The sequence below is a fragment of the Ruminococcus sp. 210702-SL.1.03 genome (assembly GCF_020559915.1).
GTDB lineage: Bacteria > Bacillota > Clostridia > Oscillospirales > Ruminococcaceae > YE71.
Window position 1 is genome coordinate 1 of sequence record NZ_JAJCLZ010000033.1, and the last position, 15,658, is coordinate 15,658.

General features: G+C 41.7%; 15 protein-coding genes. All 15 read right to left on the reverse strand.

The window, feature by feature from the left end; translation table 11 throughout:
* Nucleotides 1–1,234, reverse strand: a 1,234-nt coding sequence (gene mobL, locus LI114_RS11800; RefSeq protein ID WP_227220853.1) for a relaxase MobL, incomplete at its 3' end; no start/stop codon positions are given.
* A gap of 21 nt (nucleotides 1,235–1,255) precedes the next feature.
* Nucleotides 1,256–1,672, reverse strand: coding sequence for a hypothetical protein (locus tag LI114_RS11805; protein ID WP_227220854.1), 417 nt, complete (start codon nucleotides 1,670–1,672; stop codon nucleotides 1,256–1,258).
* Nucleotides 1,673–1,968: 296 nt separating this feature from the next.
* The gene (locus tag LI114_RS11810; RefSeq protein ID WP_227220855.1) at nucleotides 1,969–2,337 is read right to left on the reverse strand and encodes a FitA-like ribbon-helix-helix domain-containing protein; all 369 of its coding nucleotides are present in this window, start codon (nucleotides 2,335–2,337) and stop codon (nucleotides 1,969–1,971) included.
* A gap of 15 nt (nucleotides 2,338–2,352) precedes the next feature.
* Nucleotides 2,353–2,934 (reverse strand): hypothetical protein, encoded by a 582-nt coding sequence (locus tag LI114_RS11815; RefSeq protein ID WP_227220857.1) that lies wholly within the window; start codon nucleotides 2,932–2,934, stop codon nucleotides 2,353–2,355.
* A 13-nt stretch (nucleotides 2,935–2,947) separates the two neighbouring features.
* The gene (locus LI114_RS11825; protein WP_022126830.1) at nucleotides 2,948–3,250 is read right to left on the reverse strand and encodes a DUF3217 domain-containing protein; all 303 of its coding nucleotides are present in this window, start codon (nucleotides 3,248–3,250) and stop codon (nucleotides 2,948–2,950) included.
* A gap of 17 nt (nucleotides 3,251–3,267) precedes the next feature.
* Entirely contained in the window at nucleotides 3,268–4,491 is a 1,224-nt protein-coding gene (locus tag LI114_RS11830) for an Ig-like domain-containing protein (protein WP_227220858.1), read from the reverse strand.
* Complete coding sequence (locus LI114_RS11835) at nucleotides 4,488–7,190, reverse strand: VirB4 family type IV secretion system protein (protein WP_227220859.1); 2,703 nt, start codon at nucleotides 7,188–7,190, stop codon at nucleotides 4,488–4,490. The genes LI114_RS11830 and LI114_RS11835 overlap by 4 nt, the downstream gene beginning before the upstream one ends.
* Nucleotides 7,159–7,485, reverse strand: a complete 327-nt coding sequence (locus tag LI114_RS11840; protein ID WP_022126833.1) for a hypothetical protein — start codon at nucleotides 7,483–7,485, stop codon at nucleotides 7,159–7,161. The genes LI114_RS11835 and LI114_RS11840 overlap by 32 nt, the downstream gene beginning before the upstream one ends.
* Before the next feature lie 18 nt (nucleotides 7,486–7,503).
* Nucleotides 7,504–10,086, reverse strand: coding sequence for a hypothetical protein (locus LI114_RS11845; RefSeq protein WP_227220860.1), 2,583 nt, complete (start codon nucleotides 10,084–10,086; stop codon nucleotides 7,504–7,506).
* A 96-nt stretch (nucleotides 10,087–10,182) separates the two neighbouring features.
* Nucleotides 10,183–10,539 (reverse strand): hypothetical protein, encoded by a 357-nt coding sequence (locus tag LI114_RS11850; RefSeq protein ID WP_022126835.1) that lies wholly within the window; start codon nucleotides 10,537–10,539, stop codon nucleotides 10,183–10,185.
* Between the two features lie 16 nt (nucleotides 10,540–10,555).
* Nucleotides 10,556–11,632, reverse strand: a complete 1,077-nt coding sequence (locus LI114_RS11855; RefSeq protein ID WP_022126836.1) for a DUF3991 and TOPRIM domain-containing protein — start codon at nucleotides 11,630–11,632, stop codon at nucleotides 10,556–10,558.
* Complete coding sequence (locus LI114_RS11860) at nucleotides 11,629–11,922, reverse strand: hypothetical protein (protein WP_022126837.1); 294 nt, start codon at nucleotides 11,920–11,922, stop codon at nucleotides 11,629–11,631. Before LI114_RS11860 ends, LI114_RS11855 begins: the two co-directional genes overlap by 4 nt.
* 54 nt (nucleotides 11,923–11,976) lie before the next feature.
* Nucleotides 11,977–14,703 carry an LPD1 domain-containing protein gene (locus LI114_RS11865; RefSeq protein WP_227220862.1) on the reverse strand — a complete coding sequence of 909 codons (2,727 nt, stop codon included), beginning with the start codon at nucleotides 14,701–14,703 and terminating at the stop codon, nucleotides 11,977–11,979.
* Nucleotides 14,704–14,720: 17 nt separating this feature from the next.
* The gene (locus LI114_RS11870; protein WP_227220863.1) at nucleotides 14,721–14,981 is read right to left on the reverse strand and encodes a hypothetical protein; all 261 of its coding nucleotides are present in this window, start codon (nucleotides 14,979–14,981) and stop codon (nucleotides 14,721–14,723) included.
* A gap of 12 nt (nucleotides 14,982–14,993) precedes the next feature.
* On the reverse strand, nucleotides 14,994–15,245 hold the full coding sequence (locus LI114_RS11875) for an AbrB/MazE/SpoVT family DNA-binding domain-containing protein (RefSeq protein ID WP_022126840.1): 252 nt from the start codon (nucleotides 15,243–15,245) through the stop codon (nucleotides 14,994–14,996).
* Nucleotides 15,246–15,658: the final 413 nt, after the last annotated feature.

The window sequence follows — 15,658 nt, forward strand, 5'->3', positions numbered from 1 at the left end:
CGTCGGCTTCTGAATAGCTATACTCTATGTCAACTTCTTTTTCAGACAGATACGGCACGTTTTCCGCATAGTATTCATCATCAGCGTGCGGGACGTCAGCTTCTTTTTTAGACAGATACGCGCCAGCTTCCATCAGCTCCGCCTCGCGCTGGTTTTTATCAAGTTGGTAGTCTTTGCAGATCTTTAGAAAGGAGTTTCCGACGCGAGAGTAAAATCCATCTTTTCCATGTAAGCGGGTTTCTTTGTAATCGGTATAATGAGATCCTTCGCCGTATCGTCTTTTGGAATTATTCTGAACGGCTTCTATCTTCGTTAGGTAGTTTTTATATTGCTGCGTAAGCTCTGCGTTTTCAGATATTATCGACCTAATACAGTTATCGATCTGATTCTGAGTGCTTTTGTCTAATCTGTTATATTGCCAACCTCTGTTATTCGGCAATTTCTCTGTAAGTTCTTCTATTTTAGCTAAGCTGTTTGAAAAGTTATATTTAACTTGCTTCATAAGGATATTTCGTTCGTATTCTGTCAGATTTTTGGTCAAGTCATTAGCGTTAAGAGATGTAGCCATAACAGATATAAGACTTTCCATAGCACTACGTTCGATCATATCCTTATCCTTTCTGGTCTTGCAGCGGTTTTCTAACCGATGATATTCGAGGAGTTGGTAGTGGATATGAACGTTGTCTGTATTTGTATGTATTGCAGCAGTCCAATAACAGTTTGAAGCAATGAGCTTGTCTGATTTATTGATAAGTGCATTCATGCCTTTTCTCGCTGCGTTTTTTATTGCCGGTATATTGATCTGATCACCTATTATCAGATTATTTTCACGCAGAAAATCATTATCGAATGAAGCTATTCCGATATATTTTGGACAGCCCTCTTTTTTGCTGATCTTTTCGTATTCGCGAAATTGGTTGATCTCGTCTGTCGTAAGCTTGTCCCGAGTTGCGTCAAATAGTCCGTCGCTCTTTTCCTTATTTCTCATATAATTAAAATAATCGTATTCACTTTTCAAAGACTCATGAATGCTTTTACTTTGATCATCCAGAATTTTAGGATCGTTTAGTACAGAATATGAATCATAGTCAGGCAGTATATTTTCCTCTTTTGTTACGGCTTCATCTCTCTGCGCATAATCGGAGTAATCACCTGTGCCTATATGCCAATCATAGATGAAGTGGTTGTTAAATATAACGCCCGGTGTAATTTTGTTATTTGATACACTGTCCATAGGTTAGTACCTGAAACTTTCTTATATTTTCTTCGCGGATTTTTCCAGTGACGCTTTATGTATGCGGGCTTTATAGTTTTTATAAGAGCTTTGGAAAAAGCGGTGCAGGTCTGATCCGACGGCTTTTGTATCAGCGGATTTGAAATCTGTATCGGGTTCATAAAAACAAATAAGGGAATTGAGCGCGTCGCGTGTTTGATAATCCATCAGATTATTTTCATTTGATATTGTAATCAATAACGAGAGTTTTTCGTTTATACTTTTCAGAATGTCTGTTTCCTCATCGTTTTCATCTTCAAGTTTTGAGTATGCTTCATTGATAAGCCATGTCAATAATTCGCTGTTAGTTTTGGCGTTGCTCAACAACATCAGCTTATCAAACTTTTTGATCGTTGCTTCGTCAAGAGAAAAAATTTTTTTCGTGTTCTTTACTTTCATGTTCTGACCTCCATTAAGAACGAACGAGCATAAAGGCGTGCTATCACGCCGGGGGGAAAACGCGGCAGTGCCGCGTTTTTAGGCGCATTGTCATGCTATCATAAGAGCTTTTTGTATATCTATAAGATATACGGTTTTGGCTGCGGGATATACTGCGGATATACAAAAATCGCACTTGGATATATGGCAGATATACATAATTGCCCTCAGATATATACTATATATCTGTTTTGGCGTTCTGTATATCTGATGGATATATCATTGTTTCGGAAATATTAACAAAATCGGCTTGCATATTAACTTTCTGTGTCCACAAATGTTAATAAACTAAGAACGTCACTATTTTTCAGTTCACTTTCAGCCGCTTTTTCTAGCTCGGGAGCGAGCAAAACGTCAAGCTTTTCTGCAATTTTCATCAGCTTTTGCGATGATAAATATATGTTGTTTTCGACCGATCCTGCTCCGCGCAGCAGTCGTTCCAGTTCATCATTTACGAGCGCTCGGACGATAGTCGGCAGCGCATTAAGCAGAAAATCTTCCTTGCAGGCGGCGTAGTCGTGTATGATCTTTATTATAAAAGCGTTGCGGGAAAGACCTTCTCGCTGAGCTGAGGTATCAAGCTTTTTTACAATGTCATCGGGGATATTTCTTATTAAAATATCCATACGGTATCTCCCTTCCTATTCAAAAAAATTGGAGTAGAACTCTTCTTCACTTCCGAATTTTTTCTCTATCGACCGTTCAGAAATTCTGAGTTTTTCAGTAAGCCGCGGCATGGTGTAGAGAAAAAATCCCTGTTCAGGTGTGCCGACATTAAGCAGCAAAAATATATTGCACACCGCGTCAGAATTGCTGTCGATATACTTGATCTTGATCGAAGAGTAGTTTTTGTCAAAGAAGCGTATTGACAATATGTTGTCGTAATTTATATTGAAATTGCTTTTTGTGCCGTTTGAAAAATATTCTATATCCATGTCAGTATCAAAAGCTTTTACAAAAAGATAATGCCAATTGTAACGCACAGCGGTCTTTAAAATGACCACTGCTGCTGCAATGCAAAGGGCTGTCAAAAAGAAAAAAACAAGTTTGAATCTTACTATAAGGCAGTAGCTCATAAACAGCAGCATAGCGCCTATAAGACAACCTGCACCGATGAATTTCAGCTTTTTTGAGAGCTTAGATCTGGCTTCAAAGGTCGCACATATCTCAGTTTTTAGCTCTGCTGATGGGTATTCATATATAAGTGTTTTATCTTCGTTCATGGTCATTCCTCCATCATTTTGATACTGATGTTATCGTTATATCGCTGCTGCATATCTTTATAGTGCCCTTGTTAAATGTTCTAAGCTCGCCTTTTACTATCACTACGCTGCCCTTTTTCAAATGGTTTTTGGCAAATGTGATCGTGCTGCTTTCGTTTGCATATACGGTGAAAACGTCATTGAAGCTCTGCTCTCCGCGCTTTGCTTTTCGCGGTACAGCCAACTTGAACTCGATCGAGTAAGCTGACTGTGATGTAATATCTGATGAGATAAATCCCGTGACTCTTACACGGTTTCCTGAATTATTAAATGTCATTTTTGATCCTCTTTTCTTTATTTTACGGTAACCATGCAGCTTGCTTTTAGCCCGCCGTCACTCGTTTTGGCTGTTACGATGACCTTGCCTTTGGCTATGGCTTTTACCTTTCCGTCGCTGTCTATCTCGATCATACCTGATCTGTTGCAGCTCCAGTTTACGCTTTTATCGGCTGCATTTTCTGGTTCTACGATAGCCCGCAGCTTTGTTTCAGCGCCTATTTCGAGCACAACATTGTTGTTTTCAAAGTTTGTTTCTATGTAGATCCTGTTGGGGTGTACAGCCTGCGGCGATGTTGTTTCGGGCGGTCTTGTGGTAGTAGGAGCTGTTGGCTGAGCGGTCGTTTGCGGCGGATCTGCAGTTGTCGGCGGTTCAGTTTCCGAAGGTGTTTGTTGTGTTTCGGGCGGATCATAGTCCGGAACATAAGCGGGTTGATTGCCGCCGCCTCCACCTCCACCGCCGCCATTTCCGCCGCCGTTATTATTATCAGGCGCTTGTGCAGGCGTTGTAGTAGTGGTCTTTGCAGGAGCTTCGGCTGAGCTTTCATACGTTGAAGATGTATTGTTTTCTGCTGCGTATGGCGATCGGTCTGCTTGCGTTGTTGACATTATCTCAGCCGGTACAGCGGCATTTTGAACTGTGGTTTCCTGTACAGACTGCGCAGGATCATCGTCCATCTCGCTATCTTCCATATGTCCGGGCTGTGCTTTAATATGCTTATTTGCCATGTCTTTTTTATCTATAACTATCGTATCTTCAAAGGTCTTTCCCTTCTCCGTATACCCCGAAACCAGCTCGCCAAAGTCATTATATGAGTCCTCATGTACGATGTCGGCAAGCTCTGACGTTACTAAGATCGTGACATATTCAAACTCTGTCGGAGGTTTTTCGATAGTTATTATCTGAGAATATTCATCGTACTTTTCTCCGCTTGAAAACTCATACTCATTAGGATCAGCGTCGAATTTTATGCTTGAAACTTTCGGATATGACTGCGTGGAATTGTCCTTCATAAGCTTACATTTCAATGTAAATTCGCATATCCCGTCGTGATATGAGGCTGCTGTTATCTTGATATTGTAATCATTTTGCTTGATTATCTCATCATATTTGCTGCTCTTACTCTTTATTTTAAGTGTAGTCCAATAGGTCGAAGTAAGGAAAAAAGCCAGTATGAATAGAGTGATCATTGTGAAGATCATATATCTGCGGCTGCTTTTTTTAGGAGAAACTATTTTCATATCTGTTCCTCCTTATCTGTACCGACGGTATATGACAGCAGCTCTTTTATCAGATTATCTATCAAAAGAACAATAACGTTATCAAGATATTGGCTGTCGCGCTGGTTAAGTTTGAGGTAAGCATATGTTTCCGCCATAAAGCATTTTCGGAAATAATTTATGTCTGCATTTCGCAGCATTAGTCCGTATTCTTCATTGGTATGGTCGTTGTAATAGTGAGCGAAACAATCGTGTATTATCTCTATCCTATCCTGCGAGTTGCCTATATACAAGAGCTGTTTGGCTGATACCATTCTGCGGCAGTGGATCTTATTTCGCCCCGAACCGAGCGAGAGAAGCATTTGTCCCGGCATGAACGAAGTGCTTGCGTTAAGCTCAAAATCGGTGAACTGAGGGAATATTTTATGAAGCATTTCGATACTTTCCGGCGCTTGTTTGAGTATAAGCTTGTACTGTACGAGGGAGAAGATGACCTTTATTTGCTCCGCTGCTGCGCTGTCATTGCAGGGGATAAAATCAAGTACGCTCTGCGTGGCGAACCATAATCCGGCGTCATATTTCCTTGAACGGCGTACAAGATTTGTGATGAAATTCGTTACCTGTTGGTACTTTACAGAAATAAAACGGTGAGCCTCGTCGATAAGGCAGACAACGTTTCGTCTGTCCCACGGGTTTATGAGGTACTGGTTGTGCTCTACGTTTTTGCACACCGTAGACCACATTATCGTTAAAATATTAAAAAGCTGAGCATTGTAGACATTCTCCGCCATGTCGCTTATGGTCTTAACATCAAAGATGATAAGGTCGTTATTTGATATATCAACGTTGGTCGCGCCGTCGAACATACTTGCGTATGCTCCGTCGCCGGTGAGCTGACGCAGATATACTTCAAGATTGCTGTAAGATTCGATCAGTTTTGACGTAAGCCGTTCTCTGTTTCCTTCGATATAAAGCTTATCCTTGACCTTTTTCATAACGTCAGAAAATGTGGGAAATTTCTCGGGCGGCAAAAAGCGCACGTCTGTATCCGGATATATGCCTTTTTCATTCAGGCTTTCAGTCACAAGATCCATAAAAGCTTCTAGTGTAAACATATCTATATCGCTTATGTACATAGACATGAAGGTGCGTATGCGTGAAAGCTCCGACGCAAAGTTTGCCTTTGCGTCGTCCTCCGGCAGTATATCTTCCTCAACTTTTGAGTCAACAGCCTTTGTTATTTGAAGCAGATTTATCCTTGATCTCTGGTTCATTTTAATGACTTGCCCATTGTATACTTCCGCCATAGATCGGTATTCAGATTCTATATCGAGCACGAGCACTCTGTTTCCAAGCAGCAGCTGTTCTTCTAGCATATCTTTCAGCGTTACCGATTTGCCAGATCCCTTTACGCCGATAGCAAGCAGATCGTATGAGTTACGTTCTGACGTTCGCGTGAATGTGTTGAGTATATTAAGTCCGCCGGTAGCAGTATATCCGAAAAACAATCCCGTTGGGTCTATATGTGATTGATAATAAAAAGGAAACTGCCGCGAAAGCGTATCAAATACAGGGAACGGCGTTTGTATCGTATTACCGTCAAGAATTATTGAGAGAAATTCCTGCAGCATCGTATTTGACGGTATGTACGCCGACAATCCCTGCTGCTCAAGCTCCTTTACTATATCTAGCGTGCGCTCTTGCAGCCTATCAAGGTCGTTGTCGCTTACGATGAAGCGCAGTGTTACATAATATATCTGCTCGCTGCCGTTTTTTATATTGTTGTATACAAGATCCAGCTTTGCAAGCTCAGTTTGCGTATCTATCTTTTCCGCTCTGTCCTGATTGATAGCTCCGCGTGACTCCAACTCGCGCAAGGAAGCTTGTATCTCATTGAGCACAGTGCTTTTATCGCGCTCTTTTATATCCCATACTATGGTATCGCTGTAACCGGTAACGATATTTGCGTATTCAAGATCGTCGATCTCTGCCGCATAGTCGTATATCACTATCGACTGCGCATACTTGTTGTTGATCTTGTAATAATTGGATTGAAACTCTATTTCTTCTGGCAGCAGCTTTTTATTGAGCGTGCCGGGGGTGCTCAGTTTTTCTGCGCCTGTATCAAGACAAAGCAGGCTGTTGAGCATGGCGGCGATCTCGTCTGACGTACACCACGCTACATTAACGTCTACCATCTGATTTATATATCTTTCTGCGTCGTCATGTATATTCTTTTCACTTTTATCGTAAATCAGCAGATATGCCATTCGATCACGGTGATTTTTCTCAAAGCTGTCTAAAAGAAAAAATTGCTCATCAAGCAACGATGAGGCGTATTTATTTATACTTTGTTTGGCTTTATACTTTATGAAGTTTTTCTGATTTTGAAGATATGGGCAAGCCGCTGTAAAGATGTACTTATGATTTGCTCTGAGTGACATAGTAGCCCTTGCCATGTTATCAAAAACGGCATTTCGCTCGTACTCTTTCAGATTATAAATGTCCATGCCTGTTATAGCCAGCACGCCGCACATAATGGGTTTGCCTTTGCTTTTCATATGTATTATGCCGTTTGAGATACTTTCAAACGATATGTGCGCATTGAGAGCGTTAGCGTTTTTCTCCTTCTGAGCTGTTTTTTTCTTTTTAGAAAGCAGCTTTTTGTTCTGCTGCTTTACGATCTCTTTATTCGTCTTTTGCTTTAAAAACATTTTCATTATCTGTCACCTCGCTTTCTTCTACCCGTATAGTTTTCTTCGCAAAGGAATATCTTATCCAGTCAAACCACGCTGCTGCAAAGCATTTGGTAGGGTCTGAGGGACTGTTGCCGCTTAGAATGAGAAACTCGACACTGCAGAATATAATGAACGGTATTTTGAGTTTTGCGGCTACAAAAAAGTCCCCAAGCTCAGAAGCCCCTGCGATAGTGAAAATAAATCCCACTACCTTTACAACGCTTATATGACGGAAAATATGATAATCAGCTTTTGTTTTCTTTGGCACTAAGCCCATATTTTTACCTTCTTTCTCTTACAGTCCTTTTCCTTTTTCAGCAGATGGATCTGATGTGTTTTTTGTATTATTAGAGGTTTTAGCTGTGGGTCTAGGCGCGTTGTCATGGTTGGCTGCCGTTGATGGCGATGGTTCAGAGAAACCGCTGCCTTGTGTGCTGCCCTGATCTGTGTTATTTGAAGCAGAAGTGTTTCGACTGCTGCTTGCAGAGGGTTCACTGTTATTGCTGCCGGAAGCAGTTACTTTGCTTTCCGGAGCAGTAGCAGTTTGTGATTCGGCGCTGCCAGAACCGCTTGAAGGATCATTCTGAGGGTTGAATCCCTGTCCCTTTTCACCTTGCTTACCGTCTGCTCCTTTTTCGCCTGCAGCTCCATTTACGCCTGGCGCGCCGTTTTGACCGTCTTTGCCGTTCATACCGCCTGATGATTGCGTCATACTAGAACCGCCGTCAGCACCGCACATATTTTTAAAGCTGTCGGTAAAATGGTCTTTTGCTTCTCCTACGCTTTGCTTTATGTTGCCTGCTCCGGCTGCTGTATTATATCCTGCCTTAGCTCCAATATCGCTATGACCGAAAGCTCCGCCAACTGCGCCGACAGTTCCGCCAACAGTAGCTCCGCCAATGGATCTGCCCACTTTTCCGAGGGTGGAATTACCTTGACTTACACCACCGTATACGCCTCCAGCCATACCCTTTATAGCACCGGAGGCAGCTCCGCCAGCCTTTTGGGCAATTTTCTGACCGCCGTTCTTTACTGCTCCTAAAGTATGACCGCCCATGTTTAGTGCGCTCATAGCTGTATAACCGCCCATCTGTGTTGCCTGAGATAGCGCCATTATAGCTCCGGCACCAGACTTTACACCGGCGTCTATGCCAAAAAGCTTAGTCAGTATGTCAGGACCATCTATCACAAATTTTGCACCGGCTATTATGACTATCAGTACTACGGCAAAATTATCGCCGTATTTAGATTCGCGCACGCCCCATACTACTGATAGATACAGCCGAAACAGAATTACAACGATCATCAGTATTATATTTGAAAGCAGCATATTTTGTATCGCCTTTTTTGCTCTTCCCGAGTTGTTAAGGTCTGTGGCGATGACAAATGGCGTTATTAGCTGCGAAAACATTATCTCAAATAAAGTAGTAGTTACTTTTATGCCGGAGAAGATCAAGCATATAAGTACAGCAAGCATAAGGCATAATGTGCTCAAAAAGTCTATATGCCAGTAATACAGGTAATCAGCGATATATCCCGGATCTATGTATTCGCGTACTGCTGATTTTACCATTGACTGATCGTCAAGATCTTCGTAATCTTCCTCTGTAAAAAGTGGTTCAGCCTTGTATTCGGTCGTTATATTTTTGGATGATTTGACATTTCGGGTATTGGCTTTAATGTTTAGATCCCTTATAACATCATCTTTTATTATTTCGAGAGCTTCCTCTATGGTGCGCGAATTAGCACCTACTGTCTGAGTCAATCCTGCGTCACGAACATAACCGTTATTTGCGATCGCGTCTTTTAGGTATGATTCAAAGCTGTTTACATTCGTAATATGTGAACCGTCAGAGTATGCAAGAGAACCTATCTCAACGCTGTATGGTACAGTAGTTCCAAAGCTTGCTGATACTATGGTTTTAGAATCTTCTTCCGATACTACACAGCCGCCCGGATAGTGCTGAGAGGTATACAGTATACAGCCAACACCGCCGTTTGAAAGCATTGTAGTTACCAGTATAAATTTATCATTAACATGGGTGTATGCGTAATACTCACGGCTAAGCCCCAGCAGCTCCATCATGTTCTCAGTTGTCAATTCTGAGTATTTTTTCTGCTCTGGCTGTACGTCGTTTATATCAGTAACGTAGTATTTTGTCCAAGGTTTACTGTCGGTAGGCTCGAGAACGCCAGTTATATTTATGTTCTTGACATTGGCAGAATTGCCTATAACATCTGTGTATGACATTTTCTTTTTGTAGTCAACGCTGTTTACTACATCGTAAACTCCTTCGCCTAACAGATCGCTGCCTAAAGAAGAAAGAGTTACAACGCCTTCCTTATCAACAGATGAGTTTTCCGTGTGTCCCTCTATTTCAACGTGCTGCGCTGCTTTTACACCTCTGGTTTTCAATGCGTTGCAGGCTGATATAAATGACGGAAATGCGATCAGCAGTATCATCGAAACCATCACGCTCATAAGGAAATCTGAAACGTGTATTTTGTCATGGAAGATCACCATTGCGCATACGCCTATTATTAAAGCTATGCTCGCTGCTGCGGCAACGGCAGCCTGCATACTGCCGAAGCTGAAAGCGTCTGAAAGGTAGTCATACAAATTGAGTTTGAGCAGTATAGATACTGCATTATCAAAATAGTCGATAGCGTCAGCTAGAAATTTAAGTATAGCCCATTCTACGCTTATCAGCATATCTTTTGTCTTGCTGCGGACATCTACCATTTTAAGTATGGCTGATGAGCAGCCTTCGTATCCCAGATCATCAGCAGAGGCAAGCAGACTGCCTGCTCCGAGCGATAAGGCAAAAATGGCGCAGAATAAACTGTATATCTTTTTCTGTAATTTGGATATTTTCATATGCTTAGTCCTTTCTGCAAATCGTGTGCGCACGGCAGAACAAAACGATCAGTGATTTCATTCTGCCGAACGCACACTCTGGTGCGTTCTTTGGTTTTAACTTGTGTAAAGGCTGTCGAGGAATGACTGTCCAAAAACAAGAAGTATAACGGCTACTGCAAGACCTATCAGCCAGTTTTTGACCTTGCTCATGCCCTGCGAACCGCCTATCGCTATACATATTACAGCTGCTACAAGGCAAACTCCAATAAGTGCTTTTGCAACATATTCAAGACCCGATTTGTTGGTATTGAGCCATGAAACTATGCTGCTCCATGCACCGCCGCCTCCGTCGTCCGCATATGCTACAATAGTTGCGCTTGCTGTGCACATAAGTGCGCCAAGTGCTCTGGCAAGCATTTTATCCATTTTGGCGTATACAATGTACAACGCCTTTTGTATCTTCTTTATCATAAATGATCCCTCCATTTTATTTTTTTAAAGGTTTTGATGTGGCTTTAAGAGCCATATTCATCTCCCTATTTGTGATAGCTTGAAGCGTTTCGTTCCAGTCTTTGCCGTATGGCGGCTTGACTATTTTTACAGTGTACTTGCTTTCTAACTTTTGTTTTATTCTCAGCGCTGCAGCCTGCCCCTTATCATCATTGTCAAGACACAGCGCTATCTTAGTTATCCGCGGATCATCTTTCAGCCGCTGCTCCAGCGCTTTTTCTGATAGTCCTGAAAGAGAAAGTCGATTAAAACCCAGCCAGCAATCAGGGCGATAAAGGCTCATATCTCCTGCCGCTGCACATTGCTTCTTCATCGCCAACTGCATGAGCGTACCGTGAGATAGCAGATCTATCGGCGCTTCAAATACATAAAGCTGCGACGGATCGTAATGCCTTGCGGTCGGCAGTGCAGGAACAAAAAAGCTGTATGCTTTATTACTTCCGGCAATGTTTTGTGGATAATACTTTTTGTATGTATTAGTGATCTTTGCTTCGGCAAATCTCATTTTTCCTGCGCGGTCATATCCACAAAATATCACACGCTTTTTATCGTCTTGATAGATAAGCTTGTTAGAAACGCAGTATCTTATCACGTCATCAGACAAGCAGCGTGTTTTACCTAGATAGGCGAAAAGCTCTCTGCACTGTTCTTTCATTGCAGCAGGCGGTGAAAAGGGAACAGGCACATCGTTTTGACGTGCCTGCTGTGCAGTGTTTTGTCTAGGTGAATCTCTCGCACTGTTAGTATTGTTAAGCGGCTTATTGCCGATAAGTATTTCGGCTGCTTCCTCAAATCTATATCCATCGACTTTCATAAGCCAGTCGATAGCACCTTTGCCGTATAGATCTTGTGAGTACCAGTGCCATGTGTATCTGTCAGGGTCAATAACTATACTGTCATGCTCTCTGCCTATGCTGTAATTTCCGGCTCTTTTAAAGTTGAAGCCTGCATGGCGTTCCAAAAAATCGACCATATCGACTTTTCTGGCATTCTCCAGCTCTTCTGCGCTGTATCTGATAAATCGTTTGCCCGAGTTGTACATTTTGTCTATCATGGCTTTACCCCCTTACTGTTAGAAATCAGATCCATGTTCTCACCCAGATAGTCGTTTGTTGCGGGTATATCGATAGAATTATCTCTGCCTGTGCAAACGAAATTCTCAAATCTTTTGGAAAGCTTGTTTGAAAACTCATACCGAACATAATCTTTTGTCATTCTTGAACCGCTCTCAACGTAAAGCTGCCCAGCCTGAGATATTACAGCTCGCCATTCGGTCATGCCGTCATGCTGTAATTTAGCCTGATAAACGCCGTTCTTCACTCTAAATCCATTTATTGTTGCCATGTTATCACCTCCCAAATAAAAAACAACTTCGTCCCCACTGGGGAAGAAGTTGATTTAAAGCTTTTTATTTTTTGTTATAGGCAAAATGCTCTTATTCTGCTTATCGTTTTTTGCAAATGATCCGTTGCCGAAAAGCTTGAACTTTTGAAAACGGTCACTTTGCTCTGCTGATAAATAGTGTCTTTCAAGGCTGCCTAAACTCTTTGAGCCGGTTGTCAGATACAGTTTGCCATCGGCAGCTCTTACTGTACGCCAGTCTGTTTTTCCGTTATACAATATGTGCGCTTGAAAAACACCATCTTTTTTGCGAAATTCCTTGATACGCACGTCAGCAGTTATCGGCTTATCCTTTAATTGTATATTATTTGTTAAATCTGCCATAGGCACATTGACATTATCAAGAGAATATGCTATACTATTATCAAAGCGGATCACTGTGTCGCGTATGGACTGGGAGAATTGGACTCCTAAGTCTGCGAGCATATCTGCTTTTTTTATGTTTACAGCAAGAATATCTGCTGTGTGAAGCTCCAGATAGTTAGAAAGATTATGTTTCCCGTACAGCGTTGCTATGCGGTTTATCCTTCCGTTTTGCCTATCCAGCGATATTGGAACGATCACGTTTTCTCCGCTTGCATTCGTTAAGTCTGTCAAAAGAACAACAGAATTAGCGTTATCATTACTGCCTTTCAGTACCAATATCGGTTTTCTTATAGCGTCTGAAAGCCTGTATATCTGCTCTTTGGGTATATCATGTCCCTCAGTATGGCGCTTGTTATACTCACCGATACCGGCAACGGCGTTATGCAGATCTGATTGATTTATAACTACCTTTGCGGCTTGTGAATCAAGTATTTTTAAAATATTCGGTGTGCCGCAAACGTTGATGACTTCGTGTACAGGCATTTCGCCGCCGAAAAATTTATCGAGCTGCCTTTGGAATACATGATCTTCGCTCTCATTATGTCTGATCTTTGAAGCCATTTTAAGTATGTTCTCCTCATCGGAAAGCATACTTTTTTCTTTTTCGACGATGATCTTGGCGGTACTGTATGTAGTCTTTTTAACAGCTTTCTTTTTCATCAGATCAAATAAAGAGAGCTGCTCAGGCTCGATATTGTCGGCTTGCATTTCGGTATAAGCCGCCTTTTCAGTTACCGCCTGAGAAATATCCGCTTCATGCAGCAGCCCCTTTTCTCTCAGCGTCTTAAAAAGCTCATCAAATTTTGCATTTATTGCCTCGCGTTCCTCACCATATGGATAAGTTGGTATAGCTTTTCCGTTTTCATCTATTCCAACCGATTCTGCGTGTTTGCAAAGATAATCTGATACATCAGGCTTTAGTTTGTCCATGACATAGCACGCAAATGCGCGTGCAAACAGTTCAACGTCACTCGCCCAGTAACCCTTATCTGTTTTGCTGTACTGTGTATCAAGCTTTTTAGCGTGAAGATAAAAGCTGCTGAATTTTCCGTTACTGTATTTGATACTATCCATAAGATCATATATTGGCGAGTCTTTTATGTGCTTTTTATCTGTTAGATATATGGTCGGTGCATTTAGCTTTCGAGCAAGGTAATGATCCAGAGCGTGTCCCCATTCGTGAGCAAGTGCTCCTGCGCCGTTCATCTTCGTCAAATTTATAACATTTCTGTCTGATTCAAAGTGTGCTAACGCAATGCTTCTGCCGCGAGCACCATAGGCTATTGAAAGATCACCGGCAAGAGAAATATCCTTATCAGCGATATTCAAGGCTTTGGCAAGATCCTTAAAAGCGTCATATGACATATTCAGATTATACTGTCTGTCATTTTGATTTTCCCAGTTGCCAAATTCGCCGCCGCGAAAACCAAAGATCCGCAGCATATCATTTCCGCTTATATCCCGTCCTTTTCGATAGTCTATACCGTGACGCTCAATATTGGAAAGCTGCGGCGGTTTGAATTTAACTTTGCGCTTCGTGGGCTCTTTGCGTTTGGCTTCCGGCTTTGCTTTATTCAGTATAGAGTTTTTTACTTCCTCAAAAGTATGGAAATTTATGTCCATGACTTTATAACGTCTGTCTAAAAAGAAAAAAGTGTCTTTTTGCCATTTGGAAATGTCTGTAAACTGCTTATCAGGCTTATATGAATAGTATAGTGAATTTCCATTTCTGATCCTTAACCAGTTTTCAATGGGGTCATACTCTACGTTTTTGCCGTTGTACTGCACTATTAGATACTGCGAAAGCTGCTTTTGTTCGGCAGTGTACAGAAATTGTTTTTTATTTATCTCTCTGTCAAGGTCAGAAAGGTTGCTTTGTACGCTGACTGCTCTCCAGAATTTATTTGTAAAGCAGTCGAATGTGTTTGGTTCTCTGTTGTATCTGCTCCAATATCCGCGGCAGCTATACGAATCACATATATTTTGCTTGAAGTTGGTTATGTCGTTGTCTGTTTTAAGCGACATACATCTATCACGCACGTCTGATATTACATTTATGTACCCCTCACGGTAGCTGTCAGAAGGGTGTATGTTTTCAGGTGGGCTTGCAGGCAATGAGTCGCGCACTCTTTTTATAAAATAGACTATTCTGATAGGCAGTCCTTCATCATACAGCTTTTGATAATCGGGGACAGCCCATATCTGCTTTTTAGTGATATATTTTTGTTTTTCGACCTCTGTCCAATCTGTTATGTCGGAAGCTCTCAATCCGCGAGAACGTATCTCTAAGCTGAAAAGGTCTTTTCTTGCACCTCCTATTTTCTCACCAAAATCCTCGATCTTTTTATTATCGCTCATGTGTTATCACCCCATTTCTAAAGCCTTTCAAAGACCCATGTCATATCGTTTTCATCAACAAGGGTAACATTTATTGGCTTGTTATCTTCTGAAAGTCCTATGCCGATACTTACATTCTCAAATGTCAGATCGTGATCCAAACTATAGAATCTTGCAGACGAATCTGTTATATTCAGAAAAAGATCGCCGACCAGCTCATAATTATCCTCACTGTCAATTCTACTTTTTAAGACCGTTTCTGACGTATCAACGAGGTAGATATTCTTGATAATTTCCATGATGAGTTACCCTTAGATCATATTCTGCATTTTTTTCAGACAGTTAGTGCATATCTTTTTGCCCATGAACTCATGCAGCTCTTCGGCATTATCATTAGTGCAGAACATACAGCTTGACTGAAATTTTCGCAGTACAACATAATCTCCTTCAATAAGAATTTCCATAAGATCACCGTCTTTGTATCCTAAAGTATGGCGGATCTCAGCGGGGACGACCACTCTTCCCAGGCTATCGAATTTGCGTACCATTCCTGTTGTTTTCATGTTTTCAGATCCTTTCGTATTTATTGATATTGATGATAGATATATCATCAACCATGCCGGCAAACATAGGCTTACAGGCACGGTTCGTAATATATCTGTCTAAAAAAGAAAAAACGCTCTGGATTTTTTTCCAAAGCGTTTTGCTCTTTAAATATAGAAATGTCTATCGTTTCTATAAGCACACTCCTAATATATATATTCCCCCTCATCAACGCCGAACTCATATTTTCGGCGCTCATGAAGAGCAGCCGCTCTTAGCGGCTAGCCCTTTAGCAGTTACTTACTGCTCTTTTCTTTCTTTGAAAGAAGTAAAATGCAAACTGCACCCAGCGTAACTATCACGCTTACTGCTGCCGTACCTGTTGCAGGCGGTGTGTCAGTAGGCGGAGTGCTCGGCGGTGTAGTCGGTGTAA

Coding starts and splice junctions, on each gene's coding strand:
- LI114_RS11860 (WP_022126837.1), bottom strand. CDS start 11,922: ATGGCAACAATAAATGGATTTAGAGTGAAGAACGGCGTTTATCAGGCT.
- LI114_RS11870 (WP_227220863.1), bottom strand. CDS start 14,981: ATGGAAATTATCAAGAATATCTACCTCGTTGATACGTCAGAAACGGTC.
- LI114_RS11840 (WP_022126833.1), bottom strand. CDS start 7,485: ATGGGCTTAGTGCCAAAGAAAACAAAAGCTGATTATCATATTTTCCGT.
- LI114_RS11855 (WP_022126836.1), bottom strand. CDS start 11,632: ATGATAGACAAAATGTACAACTCGGGCAAACGATTTATCAGATACAGC.
- LI114_RS11865 (WP_227220862.1), bottom strand. CDS start 14,703: ATGAGCGATAATAAAAAGATCGAGGATTTTGGTGAGAAAATAGGAGGT.
- LI114_RS11835 (WP_227220859.1), bottom strand. CDS start 7,190: ATGAAAATGTTTTTAAAGCAAAAGACGAATAAAGAGATCGTAAAGCAG.
- LI114_RS11850 (WP_022126835.1), bottom strand. CDS start 10,539: ATGATAAAGAAGATACAAAAGGCGTTGTACATTGTATACGCCAAAATG.
- LI114_RS11815 (WP_227220857.1), bottom strand. CDS start 2,934: ATGAACGAAGATAAAACACTTATATATGAATACCCATCAGCAGAGCTA.
- LI114_RS11845 (WP_227220860.1), bottom strand. CDS start 10,086: ATGAAAATATCCAAATTACAGAAAAAGATATACAGTTTATTCTGCGCC.
- LI114_RS11825 (WP_022126830.1), bottom strand. CDS start 3,250: ATGACATTTAATAATTCAGGAAACCGTGTAAGAGTCACGGGATTTATC.
- LI114_RS11805 (WP_227220854.1), bottom strand. CDS start 1,672: ATGAAAGTAAAGAACACGAAAAAAATTTTTTCTCTTGACGAAGCAACG.
- LI114_RS11830 (WP_227220858.1), bottom strand. CDS start 4,491: ATGAAAATAGTTTCTCCTAAAAAAAGCAGCCGCAGATATATGATCTTC.
- LI114_RS11875 (WP_022126840.1), bottom strand. CDS start 15,245: ATGAAAACAACAGGAATGGTACGCAAATTCGATAGCCTGGGAAGAGTG.
- LI114_RS11810 (WP_227220855.1), bottom strand. CDS start 2,337: ATGGATATTTTAATAAGAAATATCCCCGATGACATTGTAAAAAAGCTT.